A 19,350-nucleotide genomic window follows, 5' to 3' on the forward strand; every position below is an offset into this window, starting at 1 on the left:
TGCAAATTTACAACAAGTAAGAGGAAAACATCTCAAATGGTGTTGAGAAATCCAATTTTTTTCTTGGTCTGTTATTGATTTTATTCATAATAGCGTCAATATCGGTGTCATTTATTTTTTTATAGGTGAAGACTTTGGAATATATTGTCTTATGAGTCCATTGGCATTCTCTATGGCTCCCTTCTGCCATGAAGAGTATGGATCAGCAAAATACACAGTGGAATCAAGCCCTTTGGCAATAGCTTTGTGGGCATAAAACTCACATCCGTTATCCGTGGTAACGGTCTTGATGTTTCCTTTGTATGGTGACAAGAGTTGTATTGCTGCTTTCGCAAGTTCTTCAGCATCCTTTCCAAACTTGAGCTTCTTCATGAACAGCATGTTCGTACTACGTTCCACTATCGTAAGGATGGCTCCTTGATTATTGCCGCCAACGATGGTATCCATCTCAAAGTCTCCGAATCGCTTGCCGTCAGCCTCAGGAGGCCGTTGGTGTATACTTGCCCTGTCCGGTATCATGGTACGTTTTCCGACAGGTCTGCGACGGTGCTTCAGTTGATGCCGGCAATACTTATACAAGCTACCTCTTTCGATGTACTTGTCTTTACGGATGATGGCGTAGATTGTCTCATGTGAAATTCTGACACCGTTTCTTGCCAAATAGCCTGATATTTGTTCCGGAGACCACTGTTCATGTTTCAGCAAGTCTATAGCCATAGTACGGACATAGGGCTTGACAGAACGGTTGCCGGGAGCCTTATGTCTGCGTTTGTCTGCCTGACGCTGCGCCTTGTCCCACTTATACACTCCACGTGAACTGGAATTGCGCTCCAGTTCGCGTGTAATGGTGGAATTACTCACTCCAATAGCTTTCGCTATCTCGCTTTTCCTACACTTCTTTTGAAGTAACACGGAAATTGTGTATCTTTGTTCTGAGGTTAGTTGTTTGTACATAAGCAATGCAAAGTTAACTAATCATGAGGAGATTTCGGTCTCCTCTTTCTGTTTGTTCACATTGCTTGTTGTATTCTCTTTAACGGTTCCGCTCTCAGGAGACTTTGCGTCTCCTGCCGCTGAGGCAAACCAATGCAGTGTTTTTCATGGTTGAGGGCTTACGACACACTGTCGTTTTTGCACTTCTATCTTGAACTTACAAAAGCAAATGGTTCTTCAGAAGTATTAGTAATCAATTATAATGCTTACATTCAGGAATCTTTCCAATCAGCATTATCAAGAATATTTTATTTCCATATATAAGAGATGCTATCTATCACCTATATTTATTGAAGATAGAAACACAATACTAAACTATTTCTCACTTTCATAAGAATCACTCAAAAGTAATAAATATGTCCACGTTATAAATGTACGAGTCATCAATACAACGAAATCTACTTTTCTTGTTTCGTAATGATAATTGCCTCCTCATATGCGGTATCTATTTTTTTCTTTATATCATTAATTTTAGGTTCCACGGTATAATCTACACGCCCCCCTACTCGTTGGGTAAGAGTAAAATCAAGATAATAGATTCCTATTCCAGAATAGATTGTCCTACCTTCTCCGGGAAATGTAAAAAGTGAAATATTCCCATCTGCTCCTGAAGTGGAATTACCCACAGTTACCGTTCGTGGATTCATCTGTAGGACCATAGTTGCATATTCAGAAAAACTTCGCGTCCATTCATTGACTAAAACTATGATTCTACCTTTAAAATGTTTTTTTCATCACCAATATTATTTTCTCAATTTAAGTAATACTAATATGGGATTATCTTCTTCATCAGCATTTGCTACAATTGCTCTCAGCTTATCTTGCTTTTTTTTGTTCTGAATATCAGGGTGGGCAGCAAAATATTCTTCTGTCAGAATCTCTTTCATATCGGAAGGATTCACATATGCAAGCCAATAAGTTCCGCTACTACTCACAGATTGGGGATAAAAAGGAAGTCCCCCATCAATATCATTCTCAAAACCTTGGGCTAACGGAGTCCCTCTTTCATTCAAACAGATAGTCATTGGTATTGAAATATCTCATAATTAATATTTAGCATCACATGTTTTGTCACACTTTTTCAACAGACCCTTCTTAAGGTAAAATAAACACAATTTTACTAAATAAATCTCAAGGCTACTGTAATATATAATAATAAAGAAAAACAGATAACTTATATTTGTCCCATATTATTTTTAAATATAAAAACAAATGAGATTTATTAAACAAGTACTTTTGACTATAACATTATGTAACATAATGTTATTTGCATTGCCATCTACTGTAAATGCAATGCAAGTTTTTATAAAAAACAGATATGGCTGGACCATAACATTAGAGGTATCACCTACTGATACTGTAGAAAACGTAAAACAAAAAATTCAGGATAAAGAAGGTTTTCCACCTGATAAAATAAGGCTTATATATGGAGGAAAACAAATGGAAGATGGACGAACTTTAGCAGATTATAATGTTCAAAAAGACTCAACTATATTAATTTGCATAAGAGATGTCGACTGTTAACACTAAGAAAGAAAATATAAAAAAGCATGTCATTATTAACAACATTAATTTTTACAGACTATAAAAATTAACTTTAAGATATATGACACCGTTCTAAATTACGCATAAATAGAAAACTACAATTTCGTCTTGTGGTTTTCTATTTGCTTTACAACCCCCATTTATAGTATCATACAGACACGGTATTAACAGGACATTCTGTCGATCATTAATATGAGACACAATTTTTCCAATAGCGTGTTTAACTGAAAACTTCGTTTTCGGTTTTTACATCACTTTTCTATAGAAACAAACTCACATTTTACAAACCGATAAATAGGCATATTATAGGCTAAATGTTTTTTTCGTAAAACTCTAAGTTAATCTTATTATCAACATACTTTATTCTGACCTTTACCTAATATAATCAGAGAACTTTAGAAGTATATTTATTTCGGTAAACACATAGGTATTTTCTTAGATTCTGTTTTTCAATACTCCATTTTACAGAGAAAAAAGTAGATATTTCATATCTAGTATAAAATTCACAGTCCGCATTGTTAGCATTGATAAAATTTACCTTTAAAGTTCTTATTTTCCATCTATTTCTGCACAGGCAGACACTCTCTCTCAGAGGTGTTTTTATTGAAAAGTTTGAAATGGGAAACATTCAATAAAAAAATTGTATTTATTGACCTTAGCACAAAACTTCACTCTTTTACTTTTTTATAGAATGGATATAATACCTGTTCACACTTGCTATACGGTCACTTATCTTAAAGTCATTAAATAAGAGGTTTCTCTAAAATAGTTGGAGTTATTTTGTTTTCAGTATATTGATACATGAAAGCTTCTGCTTAATTTTTTTGCAATAAACCGGATAGACACGCTTCAACATTGTCATATCTGTTTAATATACAGCAGATATAGAGCACCACACTATTCAAAATATAATGACGTAACTACTCCTGATAATTCTTACAGCAATTTATTGTCTACAAAGAAACACATACGATCTTATAGCAAATGACGATGGTCGTATATAACTTATTCGATAAATAGGGACACCAATGTATACCCCAAATATCTTAGAGAGACTATAATATCTATTTTATACGTCACAGAGAAAAACGCAAAGAAAAAATGAGAATGTCCCAATTTCATCATATTGAAAAATCTTTTATTTTTTCTCATTAAGTCGAACTCAGCAAGGTATAAACTAACTTTATTCCGAAAATATACTATATATCTAATCTCTATCCTTTTAAAGTCTATTTCCATCGTTTTGCCATTCCCTTTTATTTAAGCAGAAATAAATTAGGAATACAAAAGCCAACTAATCCATAGTAGATTAATTGGCCTAATTCATTTTATTTTCGGGAATTATTAATTCATCAAAACAACAAAAAAGACAAAAAATAGAATAAACTCATCTATATAAAAGAAACAGAATGCAGTCGACGTAATACTTATTCTGATAAGTACAGAAGAATGATAATTACCGGAAAAGCTTATCGATCTCTTCTTCTTTTATGGTAGTCAGCACCACGCGTCCGTCCGGCGTATAGTTGGGTGAAGGACAGGCAAACAGATTATCGACCAAACTGACCATCTCTTCGTTGCTCAGCACCTGCCCATAGACAATGGCAGCCGCACGGGCAAGAGTCAACGCAAGGATATCCTGAATTTCTTCTTTGACATCATTGCCTTTCTCCATAGCGGTGTGCAGCATGCTACGTACCAAATCGACCGGATTCAGCCCGTCGATGCCTGAAGGTACTCCGTTAATGGCATAGCTGCCGCCACCAAGATCACTGAGATCAAAGCCCACTGCGGATAAATCGTCCATGATACTTTGCAACACAGCCGCCTCGGAAGCCGGAAGTTGCAGGATTTCCGGGAAAAGAACACCTTGTGAGAATCCCTGCTTCTGCTGAATCTGGGCACGATAACGGTCAAAGAGCACACGGATATGTGCGCGATGCTGATCGATCAACATCAATCCGGACTTCACGGACGTAAGGATGAAGCGCCCTTTGAACTGCAAATGCTGCGTACCTTTTTCAATCACGGCCAGCTCACCGGCATAAAGAGTTTCGGGAGCCGCTGTAGCAATGCTCTCTTCTTCGATCACCGCAAACTCTTCCGATTCAGGATCGGAGTCGGAGAAAGGCTGATTCATCTTACTGGCTTTCTCAAGACCGCCATACAAATCTTCCCAGTCCACTTTCGGACGGGAGTAGTTGCCTCCACCGGAAGAAGAGGAGGGCTTGAACGGGTTGAAATCGGAATTGAAATGTACCTTAGGCGGCGCGGGAGGCAGATTCTGTTCAAAAGCAGGAATATCGGGCATGTCCTCCGTATCGAAATCGATAGAAGGTACAGCATTGAACTTGCCCAATGACTCCTTGATCGAAGCAGAAAGAATCTGCCAGATAGCCTGCTCGTTTTCAAATTTGATCTCTGTTTTGGTAGGATGGATATTCACATCGATGTTGGCAGGATCGACTTCAAAGTAAATGAAATAAGAAATCTGTTCGCCTGCGGGAATCAACTGTTCGTAAGCATCCATCACTGCCTTATGGAAATAAGGATGACGCATATAGCGCCCGTTCACAAAGAAATACTGATGGGCGCCTTTCTTACGGGCTGTTTCGGGTTTGGCTACATAACCCGAAACTTTCACCATTGTAGTGTTGACTTCTACACTGAGCAGTTGTTGGTTAAGTTTCTTGCCAAAAACAGAAAGAATACGTTGCCGCAAATGGCAAGCGGGAAGATTGAACAGTTCGGAGTCATTGCTATACAGTGAAAAAGCAACCTCAGGATGTACCAGGGCAATACGTTCAAATTCGGCCAGAATATTACTGAGCTCGGTGGAGTTAGCCTTCAGAAACTTACGCCGGGCAGGAATATTGAAAAAGAGATTCTTAATAGAAAAATTGCTTCCTTTGGGACAAGACACCGCTTCCTGACTCTCCACTTTGGAACCCGCAATGATAATCTTGGTTCCCAGCTCTTCGGATTCGGGACGTGTCTTCAGCTCGACCTGAGCAACGGCGGCAATGGAAGCCAATGCTTCACCGCGAAACCCCATCGTGCGAAGGGCAAACAGATCGGATGCTTCACGGATCTTTGAAGTGGCATGCCGCTCGAAAGAGAGGCGTGCATCGGTTTCGGACATTCCCTTACCGTCATCAATCACCTGTATACAGGTTTTACCTGCATCGGTGACCAACACATGAATATTCTGCGCCTCAGCATCGATGGCATTTTCGACTAACTCTTTGATGACAGATGCCGGACGTTGTATCACCTCTCCGGCAGCTATCTGGTTGGCAACCGAATCGGGTAATAAATGAATGATATCGCTCATAATAGATTTAGCTTTGACTGTTTTAGTTTATAGGACTTAGAAAGACCAACTGCCGGTCTGCAAATAATGCCACAGAAAAATAAGCAGGGCAATGATAGCCAGAATTACTCCCAAATGGGCGGGTTTACGTCCGCTCTCTTTACGACGCTTCAGGTGTGTGGTACCTTCGATAAACTTCCCGCGAATATCTTCGGGAGAAAATTCTTTCTCGGGCAATATTCCCAGATCACGCTTGGCATCTTCTTCCATTTTTGCCAGTTTTTCTTTCCTCTCGTCCACATAGATATATTGATGATTAAATCCACGCGGCTTTCGTACATTGAACATTCCCATAGCTATTTCATATTAATTATTTCACGTTTCGGACCACTAATAGCTTTACGTTCGGTTTTACGCAAAGCCTCACCGGCCTTTTTCCCTCTCCAGTTGAAAATGTCTTCTTTGCTTAAAGGACGGACATAATCAAACCAACTAAAGGTGGGCAGTTTCATTTTGTCGGGCGGAATCTGATTCATCGGATAAAGTGTACCATTCGACTTTGGACTCATTACCATTCTCTCCATTTTCCGATCCTTGAGATACATATTTAGCAAACTGGTTTCGGATGTGTTCATGCCAATCATCGTACTATCTTGCTCCTGAGGATAATAAACTACCAGGACATTTCCTATCACATCTACCTTGCGAGCTTCACCTTCGGCAAAGTAAGCCTTGATCTCTTTTCCCGAAATCTGATTAAAATGAATGGAGTCTTTCTGTTCTACCGTAAGTGCCTGATTGATGATATGGGCCCAATCAATCGTACTGTCATTCATATAGACCTTAATCTCTTCACCCAACAGTTGTTGCCCTTCGTTCCAAAGAATAGGATCGCGATACATAGTAAGGCAGGAATCTTTCGTATTGAAAACCAAAGAATCGCAAACACCCTGCAAATCGATGCTGTACATACGCACTTTGTGGAAAGCACGCATCTCACGGAAAAGAGAATCTGTGTCAAGATTATAGCTATTCATCAGTAATGTATCGGCATGCATGAAAAGACTGTCGCCACGCGAATAATCCACAGCCACGGCACGCTTGGTGGCGAGGGCATTCTGCTTCAGCTCGTCATAATAACAATAATCGCCGGTAAGCATGTTCTTATTCACCGTATCATTCATCTGCACATTATCGAACGCTTCGCCATAGCCGGCTTTACGGTCATAGAAAAGGCTGTCTCCGATCAATCGCTTGCCATCATTGGTCAGTACTGAGCGATCCAGCAGCTCGGCTTGTCCGGAAACCGTATTGTAAATGCCACGTTCGGAGTAGATGTGATTTTGTTCACTGACAATATCAGAGGGTCCCAGGATGGTGGCAATCTTCGTATCCGTGCTATACTTCAGGGTATCGGAAGTCAGTACAAAACGGGGATTAACAAGCTTGACGTCGTGATTGAAAACGGATAGTTTGGTGGCGGGACTGTATTCGCCCCAATCAGAAGTCAGCACGTTTTCTTCATCCATCAAGGTGCCTCCATCAAAATAATAGCCCAAATTGTACAAACGGTCATAATTCAGACTATCTGTCAACAGGGTAGTATTCCGGTTGATCATTTTTACATTCTCACGAAGCTGCGCTATCTGGGTCATGCCGTCATAAAACAGATAATCACCATAGATGAAAAGGGTATCCCCCTGCTCCATACGTACATTACTGAATGCTTCGAAAGAATTGGTTTTCTCGTAAATCAAGGCACTGTCACAATACATGTACATGCTGTCATGACGCAACTTGACCGAACCGATCAGCACCTGAACATCGGGGCGGGCTAACTTATCGGCCTGTCCCTGATCGGCATGAAGCAAGTCGACACGTGTTTTCTTTTTACCCTGTGCCTTTTCCGGTTCAACTTTCTGCTCCGGCTGCGCTTTCTTGTCATGCTGAGGTTTCTTGTCCTGAGCCATCAGAAAACATACAGCAAGCAGGCATAGAGTACCCGCTAAGAGAAATCTATGCCTGCCTTGGAATTTATTTTCTTTATTGAATCTAAACATATCAAAATAGGATCAGTCTTTTTTAATCCACCCCGGATATTTAAAATCGCAACGCTGCCATGCCGGATTAATACGTACGTATGTATGCTTCTGTTTTTCAACGATCCATTTCTGCAACGCTTCTTCGCGACGCTTGTCGAGCACGATTTCTTTCAGGTTCTGGTAGTCATCGGTGATCGTGGCTTTATGCCCGTTGATACGTGACTTCAGTTTAACAATGGCACAAACTTCCTTACCATCTTTAGGATTAACCATTGTGAAAGCTTTGGAAATCTCACCGATATTCATTTTATCCACCACTTTAGCAATCTCCTGCGGCAAATCCTGCATTTCGAATTTAGCGGTCTGGTTCTGCGGGTTCTGCATCAGACCGTGGTTGTTGCGCGTATCTTTGTCCTGAGACAAAGCAGAAGCAGCCTGATCAAAGGTAAACTTATCGCTACGGATATCGTTGGCAATAGAGTCGAGACGCGCATTGGCTTCATCCAACTCCTTATCCGACACTTTGGGCTTCAACAGGATATGACGGGTGTTGATACGGTCGCCACGTTTTTCGATCAACTGGATGATATGGAAACCATACTCAGACTCTACGATTTTAGAGATCTTCTTGGTATCCTGCAAGTTGAAAGCGACATTGGCGTATTCGGGAACCATCTGCCCTTTACCCATAAAACCGGTTTCACCACCTTTGATAGCAGAGCCGCGATCTTCGGAATACAGCAGGGCAAGCGTAGAGAAATCACTTTCACCCTTATTGATACGGTCGGTGTATTCACGCAAGCGTCTTTTTACATCTTCAATTTCGGCAACAGGTATTTTAGGCTGCTGCGTAATAATCTGTACTTCTACCTGGGTGGGGACGTAAGGAATACTGTCCTGGGGAAGCTCCTTAAAGTAACGGCGTACTTCCGCCGGAGTCACTTTGATATCACCTACCAGTTTCTGCTGCATCCTTTGTACAATCAATCCGTCACGGGCATTCTCGCGCATGGCTTCACGAATCTGTGTAGAGGTCTTATTAAACTCTGCTTCCATTCTTTCTCTGCTACCCAAAGCCTGAATATAATTACTGATCTGATAGTCGACACGCTGTATGACTTCTGCCTCGGGCACTTCAATACTGTCGAGCACAGCCTGGTGCATATAAAGTTTCTGTACGGCCAACTCTTCGGGAATCACACAATAAGGATCACCATCAAACTTACGCCCTTCATACAAAGCGGCCAGTCGTGCTTCTTCCACATCGGACTTCAGGATAGCTTCGTCGCCAATGACCCAAACCACTTCGTCAATCACATTGTCCTGTGCATAGGATGCCACGTTAGCAACCAGTGCCAGGGCAAACATAACAACAAACTTAAAGTTCACAAACTTCTTCATTCTGTGTATTTAATAATTTATAATCTTCTTTCTTTTTACTGCACGCTCGTACAGATCGTCTTTCACTTGTTTCATAAAGTCAACCCGCTTGATGTTGACAAGCATATCCTTGACTTTCGGCTGGGCAAATTCATAAGGTTCCTGTTCGCCCGCCACACGGAAATCACTGATATTCAGAAAATAGTAAAATGCCGTATCTTTCAGTTCAATATGGCGGTTTTTATCCATATAGGCTTCAGGGGATTCCGCTTTCAACGGGATCATATCCAGCACATCGGCCACCCGCACCCATTTATCATAAAAATACTCATACTTCACTGCGTTTTGCAAACTATACTTTTCCAAATGCTCAACGGCATCCTGAGTCTCCGTCTTGTACCACTTACGCACGTTGCCCAGTTGGGGAGCGGTCAGAGGAACTTTGATAAACAGACCTTTCATCAATGGACGGTCCAGCTTAAACAGTTCTTTGTTCTTTTCGTAATAGTCTGCTATTTCTTGTTCGGGGATCTCGCCCGACAATTTCTGGCTGATTAGTTCTTGCTGATAAGTATGCATGATCAATGCTTTCCGGTAATTCTCGACCAACTTATCGATTTCTCCGTTATCGGGAATATTGCTTTGCGCCTGATTGAACAACAAAACATCTTCTACCCAGCTACGGACGTAGTGCTCGGCGAAAAGAAGACTGTCATCTTTTGACAAACCGGCAGGGAGCACGGCCTGAAGGTCTTCTTTGTACAAAAAGTTTCCATCGACCTCTACCAAAGGAGTCTGTCCTTTGTGGTCATGCTTGTCGGCACACGACGCACAGAAAAGGAGAGAGATTAGCAGAAGGCCCGTTTTTCGCATTGTCAACTGAATTATACTTAATTTAAGGTACGAAGATAATACAATAATTCGTTGCATCAGTGATTATTAACCGTTTTTAAAACCTCTTGGTTAATTTCAACCTTAGCAGAAGCTCTGAGACGTTCTGTCCAAAGTGCATCCAGATGATTCTGATAATCCCGGATCAATTGGGGAATGATCTCATGGTAGGACTCCGGCCCTTTCTTTTTCTCACCTAGAACAACAGTAAAAGGATAGGACTTTAAGGGTTCGAAATCTCCTTTTTTAAACACTAACTTATCAACAAAAACATTGTCACCTTCGGCAAAAGTTCCTTGTTCTATCCGGATAGTGGCTGGCGAAGCAGGAGTATTAAACGTCAGGCGGATGGCGTCTTTCCACTCTTCCTCGGGAAGTTTCTTCAAGAATTTACGTGCACTTTTCAGAGTCTTTTTATGGGTTCCATGCAATACGGCACCCCTGTAACGGGGCGAATCCCAATTGTAATCGGTCCGGTGTTCCTTAAAAAAGGCTTTCAGCGCAACAGAATCGGACAGACTGACCTGACGCGATTCGCGACGGGTTATAGCGGCTAAAAGCAGATCGTCACGGCGCTGTTGCAAGGCCAGTCGGAAATCAGGATATTTCTGTTCAAGGCGATTGTTTTCGTAATCAAGAATTGATTTCACTACAAAGGCATTCAATTGTCGTTTTATCCCCATGGGATGGGCATCGGCAAACCGTTCAAAGTCTTTCCCGGTAAAGCTTTTTCCGTCCAGCGTAAAAAGAGTGCGGGAAGTCCTGCCCGAGGCAAGCAACTCTTCCATCCCGGCCTTGTCCGGAGTATATTGACAGATACTCTTCAGCTTGTTCACCCATAACTCAATTTCTTTATCCGTACCCGGACGACGGGAGAGTTTATGAATCAATTCTCCGCGTATCTGTTCGAATGGAGGAATTTCCCGCCTGCCTGTCACCTTGATAATCTGTATACCCTTGGGTGTAAAAAACGGCTTTGAATACTCTCCATCTTTTAAAGAGAAGGCTACTTCTTCAAACTCCTGCGAAGTCTGCAACCAACCCATCCAAAACTCTTTCTTATCATCCGAGTACTTGTTTACCAGAGTCTTAAAGTCAATATCGGGATGAGTCTCCAAGACATGATAGAGTGAATCCATCAAGATCTGTGCCTCCCGCAAATGATGGGGTAAGGCAGTCTGCGGAAGATAACGGAAAATACGCATAACCTTAACTTCGCCGGCAGCAGAGCGGGTTTTCATCTGATCGTAGAGTTTCTTTGCGTAGGCCTCATCGGTAGCAGAATCGGTAAGATAGGACCTGGATAAGGCTCGATGATAATTCTCCATCTCTGTACGAAAATCAGAAACAGTATCCAATCCGGCTTTTTGCGCTGCAGACAACTTCAACTTCATATCGACAAAAAGATCGGCACAGCGTTTCAGAGTCTCCTTCCCGGCTATTCCCGAAGGTTTATTCCGGTGGCAGAAACGCTCAAACTCCGAACGGGTAATATCCTGCCCATTAATCCGCATCAATACCGGATCTTGCTGGGCATGGCCGGCAATCGCCCCAAACAAACAGGTCAGTGTTCCAACCAGAATCTTCTTCATATCATTCTACATTCAGATGTTCATATCAAAACAAAAAAAATGAGCGGATGTTACGGAGCACCTCCAAAGGTGATCCGTTCAACCCGCTCAATCGATATTTTCAAAGAATATCTGCCAATATTCCTTTTGTCTTTTTACTATCTATTACTCCGGACGGCTGTAATTAGGCGACTCACTCGTAATCGTCACATCGTGCGGATGGCTCTCCATAACCCCGGCATTGGTGATGCGGGTAAACTTGGCATCATGCAGTTTCTCGATGTCGGGAGCACCACAATATCCCATACCGGCACGCAGACCACCGGTCAATTGGTAAATCACTTCATACAAAGTTCCTTTATAGGGCACGCGGGCGGCAATTCCTTCAGGAACCAGTTTCTTTACGTCCATCTCGCCACTCTGGAAATAACGGTCTTTTGAACCATTCTCCATTGCTTCGAGCGAGCCCATACCACGGTATGACTTAAACTTACGGCCATTGAAAATAATCGTTTCACCCGGACTTTCTTCTGTTCCGGCAACCAATGAACCAATCATAACGCTATATCCTCCGGCAGCCAGGGCTTTCACCACATCGCCCGAATAACGGAGTCCGCCATCGGCGATCAAAGGAATGCCCGTTCCTTTCAAAGCTTTCGCAACATCATAAACAGCCGAGAGCTGAGGTACGCCCACTCCGGCGACAACACGTGTCGTACAAATGGAACCCGGACCGATACCTACCTTCACACCGTCGGCTCCGGCTTCCACCAAAGCTTTGGCTGCATCCCCCGTAGCAATATTACCAACTACGATATCAATGTCGGGATAGCGTTTTTTAGCTTCGCGCAGCGTGTCGATCACTCCCTTTGAATGTCCGTGGGCCGTATCGATCACGATGGCATCGGCGCCGGCATCTACCAATGCCTGCATACGGTCGAATGTATCAGCCGTCACACCCACACCGGCAGCAACACGCAGGCGGCCTTTCGAGTCTTTGCAAGCCATGGGTTTATCCTTGGCCTTTGTAATATCTTTGTAAGTCACCAGTCCGATCAACTTTCCTTCTTTGTCGACTACCGGTAATTTCTCAATCTTATGGTACTGCAAAATCTGTGAAGCCGCTTCCAGGTCGGTTGACTGATTGGTAGTCACCAGATTTTCTTTTGTCATCACCTCGTCGATACGCTTATCCATGTTACGCTCGAAACGAAGGTCACGATTTGTTACAATACCGACTAAATATCTATTGTCATCCACTACCGGAATACCACCGATTTTATATTCGGCCATCAATGCGAGGGCATCGCGTACGGTAGATCCTTGCTTAATAGTGACAGGATCATAAATCATACCGTTCTCGGCACGTTTCACGGTAGCCACTTGCTTAGCCTGTTCTTTAATGGACATATTCTTATGAATCACACCGATTCCTCCCTCACGCGCAATGGCAATGGCCATCTTAGCTTCGGTAACCGTATCCATGGCAGCAGTTACAAACGGAATCTTTAACTCAATGTTTCTTGAAAACTTTGTCGAGAGATCGACAGTGCGCGGTAAAACTTCAGAATAAGCGGGGATCAACAATACATCATCATAAGTCAATCCGTCCATTACAATCTTATCAGCAATAAATGACATAGGGCTATGCGTTTAAAAATTATTGCGTGCAAATATACAGTTTTTATTCAAGACTGCATAAGTGCACGCAATTTTTTTCGCTTTTTTTAATTAGCCATTTCGGAGATAAACTTGATACGAACCAGACGAACTTCTTCTTCGGTAAATTCGTCACCGAGTTCGTCGAGCGCATCGTCAATCTTATCTGTTGTCGACTCCTTGAAATAATCATAGATGTCGAGCATGTGGTCTTCGTCCATAATCTCATCCAGGAAGTAATCAATATTCAACTTAGTACCCGAATAAACGATTGCCTCCACTTCATCGAGCAATTCGCTGAACTCAATACCCTTGGAAAGCGCAATATCATCCAGGGCTACTTTACGGTCGATGGCTTGAATGATGGCCACTTTCATCTTCGATTTATTGGCCACCGTGCGTACCCGCAAATCTTCCGGACGTTCAATCTCGTTTTCTTCACAATGCCTCTTTATCAGCTTGCAGAACTCTTCGCCGTAACGTTTGGCTTTTCCGGCGCCTACACCGGGAATGTTCTGAAGCTCCTCCAGCGTCACCGGATAGATGGTAGCCATCGCTTCGAGAGACGGATCCTGGAAAATCACATAAGGAGGCACTTCCAGTTTTTTCGATAGTTTCTTCCGGAGATCCTTCAGCATGGAATAGAGAACCGGATCGACCGCACAGGAACCTCCGCCTCTTGCCGGTGTTTCTTCTTCTACTTCCTCAAAGTCATTGTCTTCGGTTATCTTGAACGACTTAGGATGTTTAAGGAATTTCTTTCCGGCATCGGTCACTTTCAGTAATCCGTAATTTTCGACATCCTTGCTCAGATAACCGGCTATCAGTGCCTGACGGATCACGGCATTCCAGGTTTTGTCTTCTTCTCCCATTCCTGACCCGAACACTTCCAGATCTTCATGTAAGTGCGCCTGAACTTCGGACGTTTCGCGTCCCTGCAGGACATCAATAATATAATCTGCCTTAAAGTTTTCTTTTACCGCTATGATTGTTTCGATCACAGCACACAATAATTCTTGAGCCTCCACTTGTTTTTTAGGGTTTAAACAGTTGTCACAATTTCCACAATTTTCTTCCGTGTACTCTTCGCCGAAGTAATGTAGTAATGTCTTACGGCGACAAACGGAAGATTCAGCATACGCAGCAGTTTCCAACAGAAGCTGCTTGCCAATTTCTTGTTCTGCCACAGGTTTGCCTTGCATAAACTTCTCGAGTTTCTGCAAGTCTTTGTTTGTATAAAAGGTAATGCACTGGCCTTCTCCGCCGTCTCTGCCGGCGCGGCCCGTTTCCTGGTAATACCCTTCCAGGCTCTTTGGTATATCATAGTGGATGACGTATCGCACATCGGGTTTATCAATCCCCATTCCAAATGCGATAGTAGCTACAATTACGTCGATCTTTTCCATCAGGAAATCATCCTGATTCTGCGTTCGCGTTGCCGAATCCATACCTGCATGGTAAGCACGGGCGTTAATCCCGTTGGCTTGAAGTATCTCAGCAAGCTCTTCTACCTTCTTCCGGCTCAGGCAATAAATGATGCCCGACTTTTCCGGATTGTTCTTGATGAACTTTATGATGTCCTTATCTACATTCTGAGTTTTAGGACGTACCTCGTAATACAGATTCGGACGGTTGAACGAAGACTTGAAGACGTGTGCATCCACCATTCCCAAGTTCTTCTGAATATCGTGCTGCACCTTCGGCGTGGCCGTTGCGGTCAACGCAATAAGAGGCGCTTTTCCTATTTCATTAATAATCGGACGTATCCTGCGATATTCCGGGCGGAAGTCGTGTCCCCATTCGGAAATACAATGCGCTTCGTCGACAGCATAGAACGAGATCTTTACTGACCGCAGAAATTCTACGTTTTCTTCCTTCGTCAACGATTCGGGAGCAACGTATAGCAATTTTGTTTTTCCGGCAAGAATGTCAGACCGCACCTGATCAATCGCACCCTTATTCAAAGAAGAGTTAATGAAATGAGCCACACCATCTTCTTCACTGAAGTTGCGCATCGCATCGACCTGATTCTTCATCAGGGCAATCAACGGAGAAATAACAATGGCCGTACCTTCCATTAATAAAGAAGGCAACTGATAGCACAGAGATTTTCCACCGCCGGTAGGCATCAGCACAAAGGTATCATTACCATCAAGCAAATTCTGGATGATCGGCTCCTGGTTCCCCTTGAAATTATCAAATCCGAAATACTTTTTCAGTTGGTCTGTCAAATTAATCTTCCCTGCCATCTTAATCTAGGTTGTTTTATTCAGTTCATGGTTTAACTTAAAACACTCGCTTTGCTTGGAAAGCGCTCTAACAAAGTTATAAACAACTTCTTAAATATCAAGCATAATCAGACTAATATTTTTCAAGAAAAAACGGTAACCGCCTCCATCATCGCCCTTACCTTTTGATTTTAAGCAGTTTGCAGTCTCGCAAGATTTGCTTTTTCGAGTTGATGCTTCGCATAATCCAATGTCACTTCATATTCTTTCTGGTCTTCAGAAGGAATCTCGAACATGACATCCATCATTATGGTCTCTACAATAGAGCGCAATCCACGGGCACCCAGCTTATATTCCACAGCCTTGTCGACGATATACTCGTAAACTTCGGGCTGGAAGGTCAGCTTGACGCCGTCCATCTCGAACAACTTGATATATTGCTTGATAATGGAATTCTTAGGTTCGGTCAGAATGGCACGAAGCGCGTTCCGGTCGAGCGGATTCAGATAAGTCAGCACCGGCAGACGGCCGATAATCTCCGGAATCAGTCCGAACGACTTCAAATCTTGCGGTGCGATATATTGCATCATGTTGTTTTTGTCGATAGTAGCCGTCTTGCGGGAAGCATTGTATCCTACGACATGGGTGTTGAGACGCTGGGCGATCTTCTTCTCGATGCCATCGAATGCACCACCACAAATGAAAAGGATGTTTTTCGTGTTTACGGGAATCATCTTCTGGTCGGGGTGCTTGCGTCCTCCCTGAGGCGGAACGTTGACCACAGAACCTTCAAGCAGTTTGAGCAATCCCTGCTGCACCCCTTCACCGCTGACATCGCGGGTAATGGAAGGGTTGTCTCCTTTACGGGCAATCTTGTCTATCTCGTCGATAAAGACAATGCCCTGCTCTGCTTCGGGGACATTGTAATCGGCCACTTGAAGCAGACGGGTCAGAATGCTTTCGATATCTTCGCCTACATATCCTGCCTCTGTCAGCACGGTTGCATCCACTATTGTAAATGGAACATGCAGCAGCTTGGCGATGGTACGTGCCAAAAGTGTTTTACCGGTTCCGGTGCTGCCCACCATGATAATGTTCGACTTCTCGATTTCCACATCATCGCCACTGTCTTTCTGCAACAGGCGTTTATAGTGGTTATACACCGATACGGCAAGAAAGCGTTTGGCATCGTCCTGGCCAATCACATATTGGTCGAGGAAATTCTTTATTTCTACCGGTTTGGGTAGTTCCTTTAAGTTGAGTCGGGTAGCCCCCGCGCTCTGTTTGCCGGCTCCCATGGCTTCCTGAGTGATCTCATAAGCCTGGGTTGCACAGCTGTCGCAGATGTAGCCGTTCATTCCCGTAATCAGGAATCCGACTTCATTCTCCGAACGACCGCAAAAGCTACACCTTTTTTTATTATTCTTTGATTCAGCCATGTTTATTTCTTAATCAACACTTCGTCAATCATACCATATTCTTTTGCTTCCTGGGCAGTCATCCAGTAGTCACGGTCCGAATCGGCCCAAACCTTATCAAAAGAGGTACCCGAATGATCGGCAATAATGGTATAAAGTTCTTTCTTTAATTTCTGTATCTCGCGAGCCGTGATCTCAATATCCGAAGCCTGACCCTGTGCACCGCCCATCGGCTGATGAATCATCACACGTGAGTGAGGCAGCGCCGAGCGTTTGCCTTTGGCACCGGCCACCAACAGCACAGAAGCCATAGAAGCCGCCATACCGGTACAAATTGTTGCCACATCGCTCGAAATAAACTGCATCGTATCATAAATACCCAGTCCGGCATATACCGATCCGCCCGGCGAATTGATATAGATAGAGATATCTTTACCCGGATCTACCGAGTCAAGATATAGCAACTGTGCCTGCAGCGTATTGGCTGTATAATCGTCAATCTGTGTACCGAGGAAGATAATGCGGTCCATCATCAGGCGTGAGAACACGTCGAGCTGAGTGACATTCAGTTGTCTTTCTTCCAAAATATAGGGATTCAAATACCCGGCTTGCGATTTAATCACATCGTCCAGCACCATTGCATTCATACCTAAATGCTTGGTTGCGTATTTTCTAAAATCATCCATTGTTACGTTCCTTTCTATTATTAATAATGTAACTGCAAAGAAACAAAAAAGAACACAGAGACACAAAAAAACACAGAGTTATAATTTTATAAAAACTCTGTGTTTCTGTGACTTTATGTCCTGTTCAAAAGAAGAGTTTATTCAAACATCTTATTGAATTCTTCCATTGAAACGGTTTTGTTCTCCAATGTAACCTTGCCTTTCAGTGCAGCGGCCAATTTGGTTTCTACTACGCGGTTTACCAGACCGTCGATGCTTTCTTTCTTTTTCAGCATCTCTTTTGCATAGTTCTCGAGGATATCATCGGGTATAGTCAGCATACCGTATTGGGCAAACTGAGCTTTTGTAGCTTCTTTCGCCATGTTGATCACGTCGTCTTGCTCTACCTTGATATCGTTTTCTTTCACCAACTGTTCCTTGATCAGGTGCCATGTCAGCTCTTCGATGCTCTTATCGTAGTTTTCGTTTACGAATTCTTCGCCTTTATCTTTGTTGTTCACCAACATGACACGCTTCAGCAGTGCATCGGGGAATTCCAGTTTGCCTACTTTATCGGTCAATACCTTGCGAACGTCGATCAGGAATTTATAGTCGCTGTCGGCAACAAACTGAGCTGCGATGCTTTCTTTTACTTTAGCACGGAATTCTTCTTCAGTCTTCACAACATCTTTGCCGAATACCTGGTCGAAAATCTCCTGGTTCAGTTCGCCGTTTACGAAACGGGTAACCTCTTCCACCTGGAAGCTGAAGTTGCCTTTTACTTCGGCAGCAGCTTCTTTATCGATTTTCAGCAGTGATGCCATTTCAACGGCATTGCCTTCGTATGCAGTGTTCGGGTTGAACACCAATACGTCATTTACCTTTGCATTTGCAAAGATAGCCTTCTGCTCGTCGTTCTTCATGTATGAAGGCATCATTACAGCACCTTCTACCTGAATACCGCCTTCCTTGGTGTTACCTTCTTCATCGAGTTCGGCCAACAGACCTTTCAGCATATCGTTCTCTTCGTAAGCATCTACCTTTTCGTATTTACCGTTACGTTGAGTATAAGCCTTAATCTGGTTTTCCACCATCTCGTCAGTTACCTCGATTGTATAGTAGTCTACCTTGTCCTGGTCGCTAACCTCAGCTTTGAATTCCGGAGCCAAAGCGATATCGAACACGAATTCGAATTCTTCCATTGTATCGAAATCGATATCCGGCTGCTTTTCTTCGTTAGGCATCGGTTCGCCAAGGATGTTGATGTTGTTATCCTTGATGTATGCGTATACTTTCTCAGAAAGCAATTTATTCACCTCGTCGGCAATAACTGACTTACCATACATCTTCTTCACCAAGCTCATGGGAACCATACCCGGACGGAATCCCGGAACCTGAGCTTTCTGACGGATGTTCTTCAACGATTTGTCTACCTGAGGCTGGTAGTCAGCTTTTTCAAGCTTCACGGTAAGCAATGCGCTTACTTTGTCAATGTTTTGTAATGAAACGTTCATTCTGACAATTATTTATTTGATTTATACTTTATTCTATACTCAAACGAGGGTGCAAAATTAGTGCTAATCTTTCAAATTTCAAAAAACATTGCAGAATTATTTCATTTGCAGAGAAGCGCCATTTTCGGCCG

Annotated in this window: 14 protein-coding genes and 1 pseudogene; 1 reads left to right on the forward strand and 14 read right to left on the reverse strand. The window is 43.0% G+C overall.

The window, feature by feature from the left end:
* Positions 1-7 precede the first annotated feature (7 nt).
* The 3 genes and pseudogenes from BF9343_RS18755 to BF9343_RS18765 form a co-directional block, all read right to left on the reverse strand.
* Positions 8-954 (reverse strand): annotated as a pseudogene (locus tag BF9343_RS18755) (IS30 family transposase).
* A 437-nt stretch (positions 955-1,391) separates the two neighbouring features.
* Complete coding sequence (locus BF9343_RS18760; RefSeq protein ID WP_077687954.1) at positions 1,392-1,703, reverse strand: S41 family peptidase; 312 nt, start codon at positions 1,701-1,703, stop codon at positions 1,392-1,394.
* A gap of 33 nt (positions 1,704-1,736) precedes the next feature.
* On the reverse strand, positions 1,737-2,018 hold the full coding sequence (locus BF9343_RS18765) for a hypothetical protein (RefSeq protein ID WP_010993638.1): 282 nt from the start codon (positions 2,016-2,018) through the stop codon (positions 1,737-1,739).
* 187 nt (positions 2,019-2,205) lie between these two features.
* Here BF9343_RS18765 and BF9343_RS18770 point away from each other — a divergent pair, with 187 nt between their 5' ends.
* Positions 2,206-2,517 (forward strand): ubiquitin-like protein, encoded by a 312-nt coding sequence (locus BF9343_RS18770; RefSeq protein WP_224223201.1) that lies wholly within the window; start codon positions 2,206-2,208, stop codon positions 2,515-2,517.
* Positions 2,518-3,994: 1,477 nt separating this feature from the next.
* Here the strand turns inward: BF9343_RS18770 and mutL are convergent.
* The 11 genes from mutL to tig all read right to left on the reverse strand — a co-directional run bounded on the left by mutL (position 3,995) and on the right by tig (position 19,219).
* Positions 3,995-5,872, reverse strand: a complete 1,878-nt coding sequence (gene mutL, locus BF9343_RS18780) for a DNA mismatch repair endonuclease MutL (RefSeq protein WP_010993641.1) — start codon at positions 5,870-5,872, stop codon at positions 3,995-3,997.
* A gap of 36 nt (positions 5,873-5,908) precedes the next feature.
* Positions 5,909-6,205 (reverse strand): hypothetical protein, encoded by a 297-nt coding sequence (locus tag BF9343_RS18785; protein WP_005791850.1) that lies wholly within the window; start codon positions 6,203-6,205, stop codon positions 5,909-5,911.
* A gap of 2 nt (positions 6,206-6,207) precedes the next feature.
* Complete coding sequence (locus BF9343_RS18790) at positions 6,208-7,911, reverse strand: OstA-like protein (RefSeq protein WP_010993642.1); 1,704 nt, start codon at positions 7,909-7,911, stop codon at positions 6,208-6,210.
* Positions 7,912-7,923: 12 nt separating this feature from the next.
* The gene (locus tag BF9343_RS18795; protein ID WP_005799064.1) at positions 7,924-9,294 is read right to left on the reverse strand and encodes a peptidylprolyl isomerase; all 1,371 of its coding nucleotides are present in this window, start codon (positions 9,292-9,294) and stop codon (positions 7,924-7,926) included.
* A gap of 9 nt (positions 9,295-9,303) precedes the next feature.
* Complete coding sequence (locus BF9343_RS18800) at positions 9,304-10,146, reverse strand: peptidylprolyl isomerase (RefSeq protein WP_005814398.1); 843 nt, start codon at positions 10,144-10,146, stop codon at positions 9,304-9,306.
* 56 nt (positions 10,147-10,202) lie between these two features.
* Positions 10,203-11,756 carry a peptidylprolyl isomerase gene (locus BF9343_RS18805; protein ID WP_010993643.1) on the reverse strand — a complete coding sequence of 518 codons (1,554 nt, stop codon included), beginning with the start codon at positions 11,754-11,756 and terminating at the stop codon, positions 10,203-10,205.
* Between the two features lie 144 nt (positions 11,757-11,900).
* Positions 11,901-13,376, reverse strand: a complete 1,476-nt coding sequence (guaB, locus tag BF9343_RS18810; protein ID WP_005791859.1) for an IMP dehydrogenase — start codon at positions 13,374-13,376, stop codon at positions 11,901-11,903.
* Positions 13,377-13,462: 86 nt separating this feature from the next.
* Positions 13,463-15,643, reverse strand: coding sequence for a DNA helicase RecQ (gene recQ / locus BF9343_RS18815; protein ID WP_005791861.1), 2,181 nt, complete (start codon positions 15,641-15,643; stop codon positions 13,463-13,465).
* A gap of 170 nt (positions 15,644-15,813) precedes the next feature.
* Positions 15,814-17,061 carry an ATP-dependent Clp protease ATP-binding subunit ClpX gene (clpX, locus tag BF9343_RS18820; RefSeq protein WP_005791864.1) on the reverse strand — a complete coding sequence of 416 codons (1,248 nt, stop codon included), beginning with the start codon at positions 17,059-17,061 and terminating at the stop codon, positions 15,814-15,816.
* A 2-nt stretch (positions 17,062-17,063) separates the two neighbouring features.
* Positions 17,064-17,726 (reverse strand): ATP-dependent Clp endopeptidase proteolytic subunit ClpP, encoded by a 663-nt coding sequence (gene clpP, locus BF9343_RS18825; RefSeq protein ID WP_005782306.1) that lies wholly within the window; start codon positions 17,724-17,726, stop codon positions 17,064-17,066.
* Between the two features lie 137 nt (positions 17,727-17,863).
* Positions 17,864-19,219, reverse strand: coding sequence for a trigger factor (gene tig / locus BF9343_RS18830; RefSeq protein ID WP_005791866.1), 1,356 nt, complete (start codon positions 19,217-19,219; stop codon positions 17,864-17,866).
* Positions 19,220-19,350: the final 131 nt, after the last annotated feature.

The organism is Bacteroides fragilis NCTC 9343, from assembly GCF_000025985.1.
GTDB lineage: Bacteria > Bacteroidota > Bacteroidia > Bacteroidales > Bacteroidaceae > Bacteroides > Bacteroides fragilis.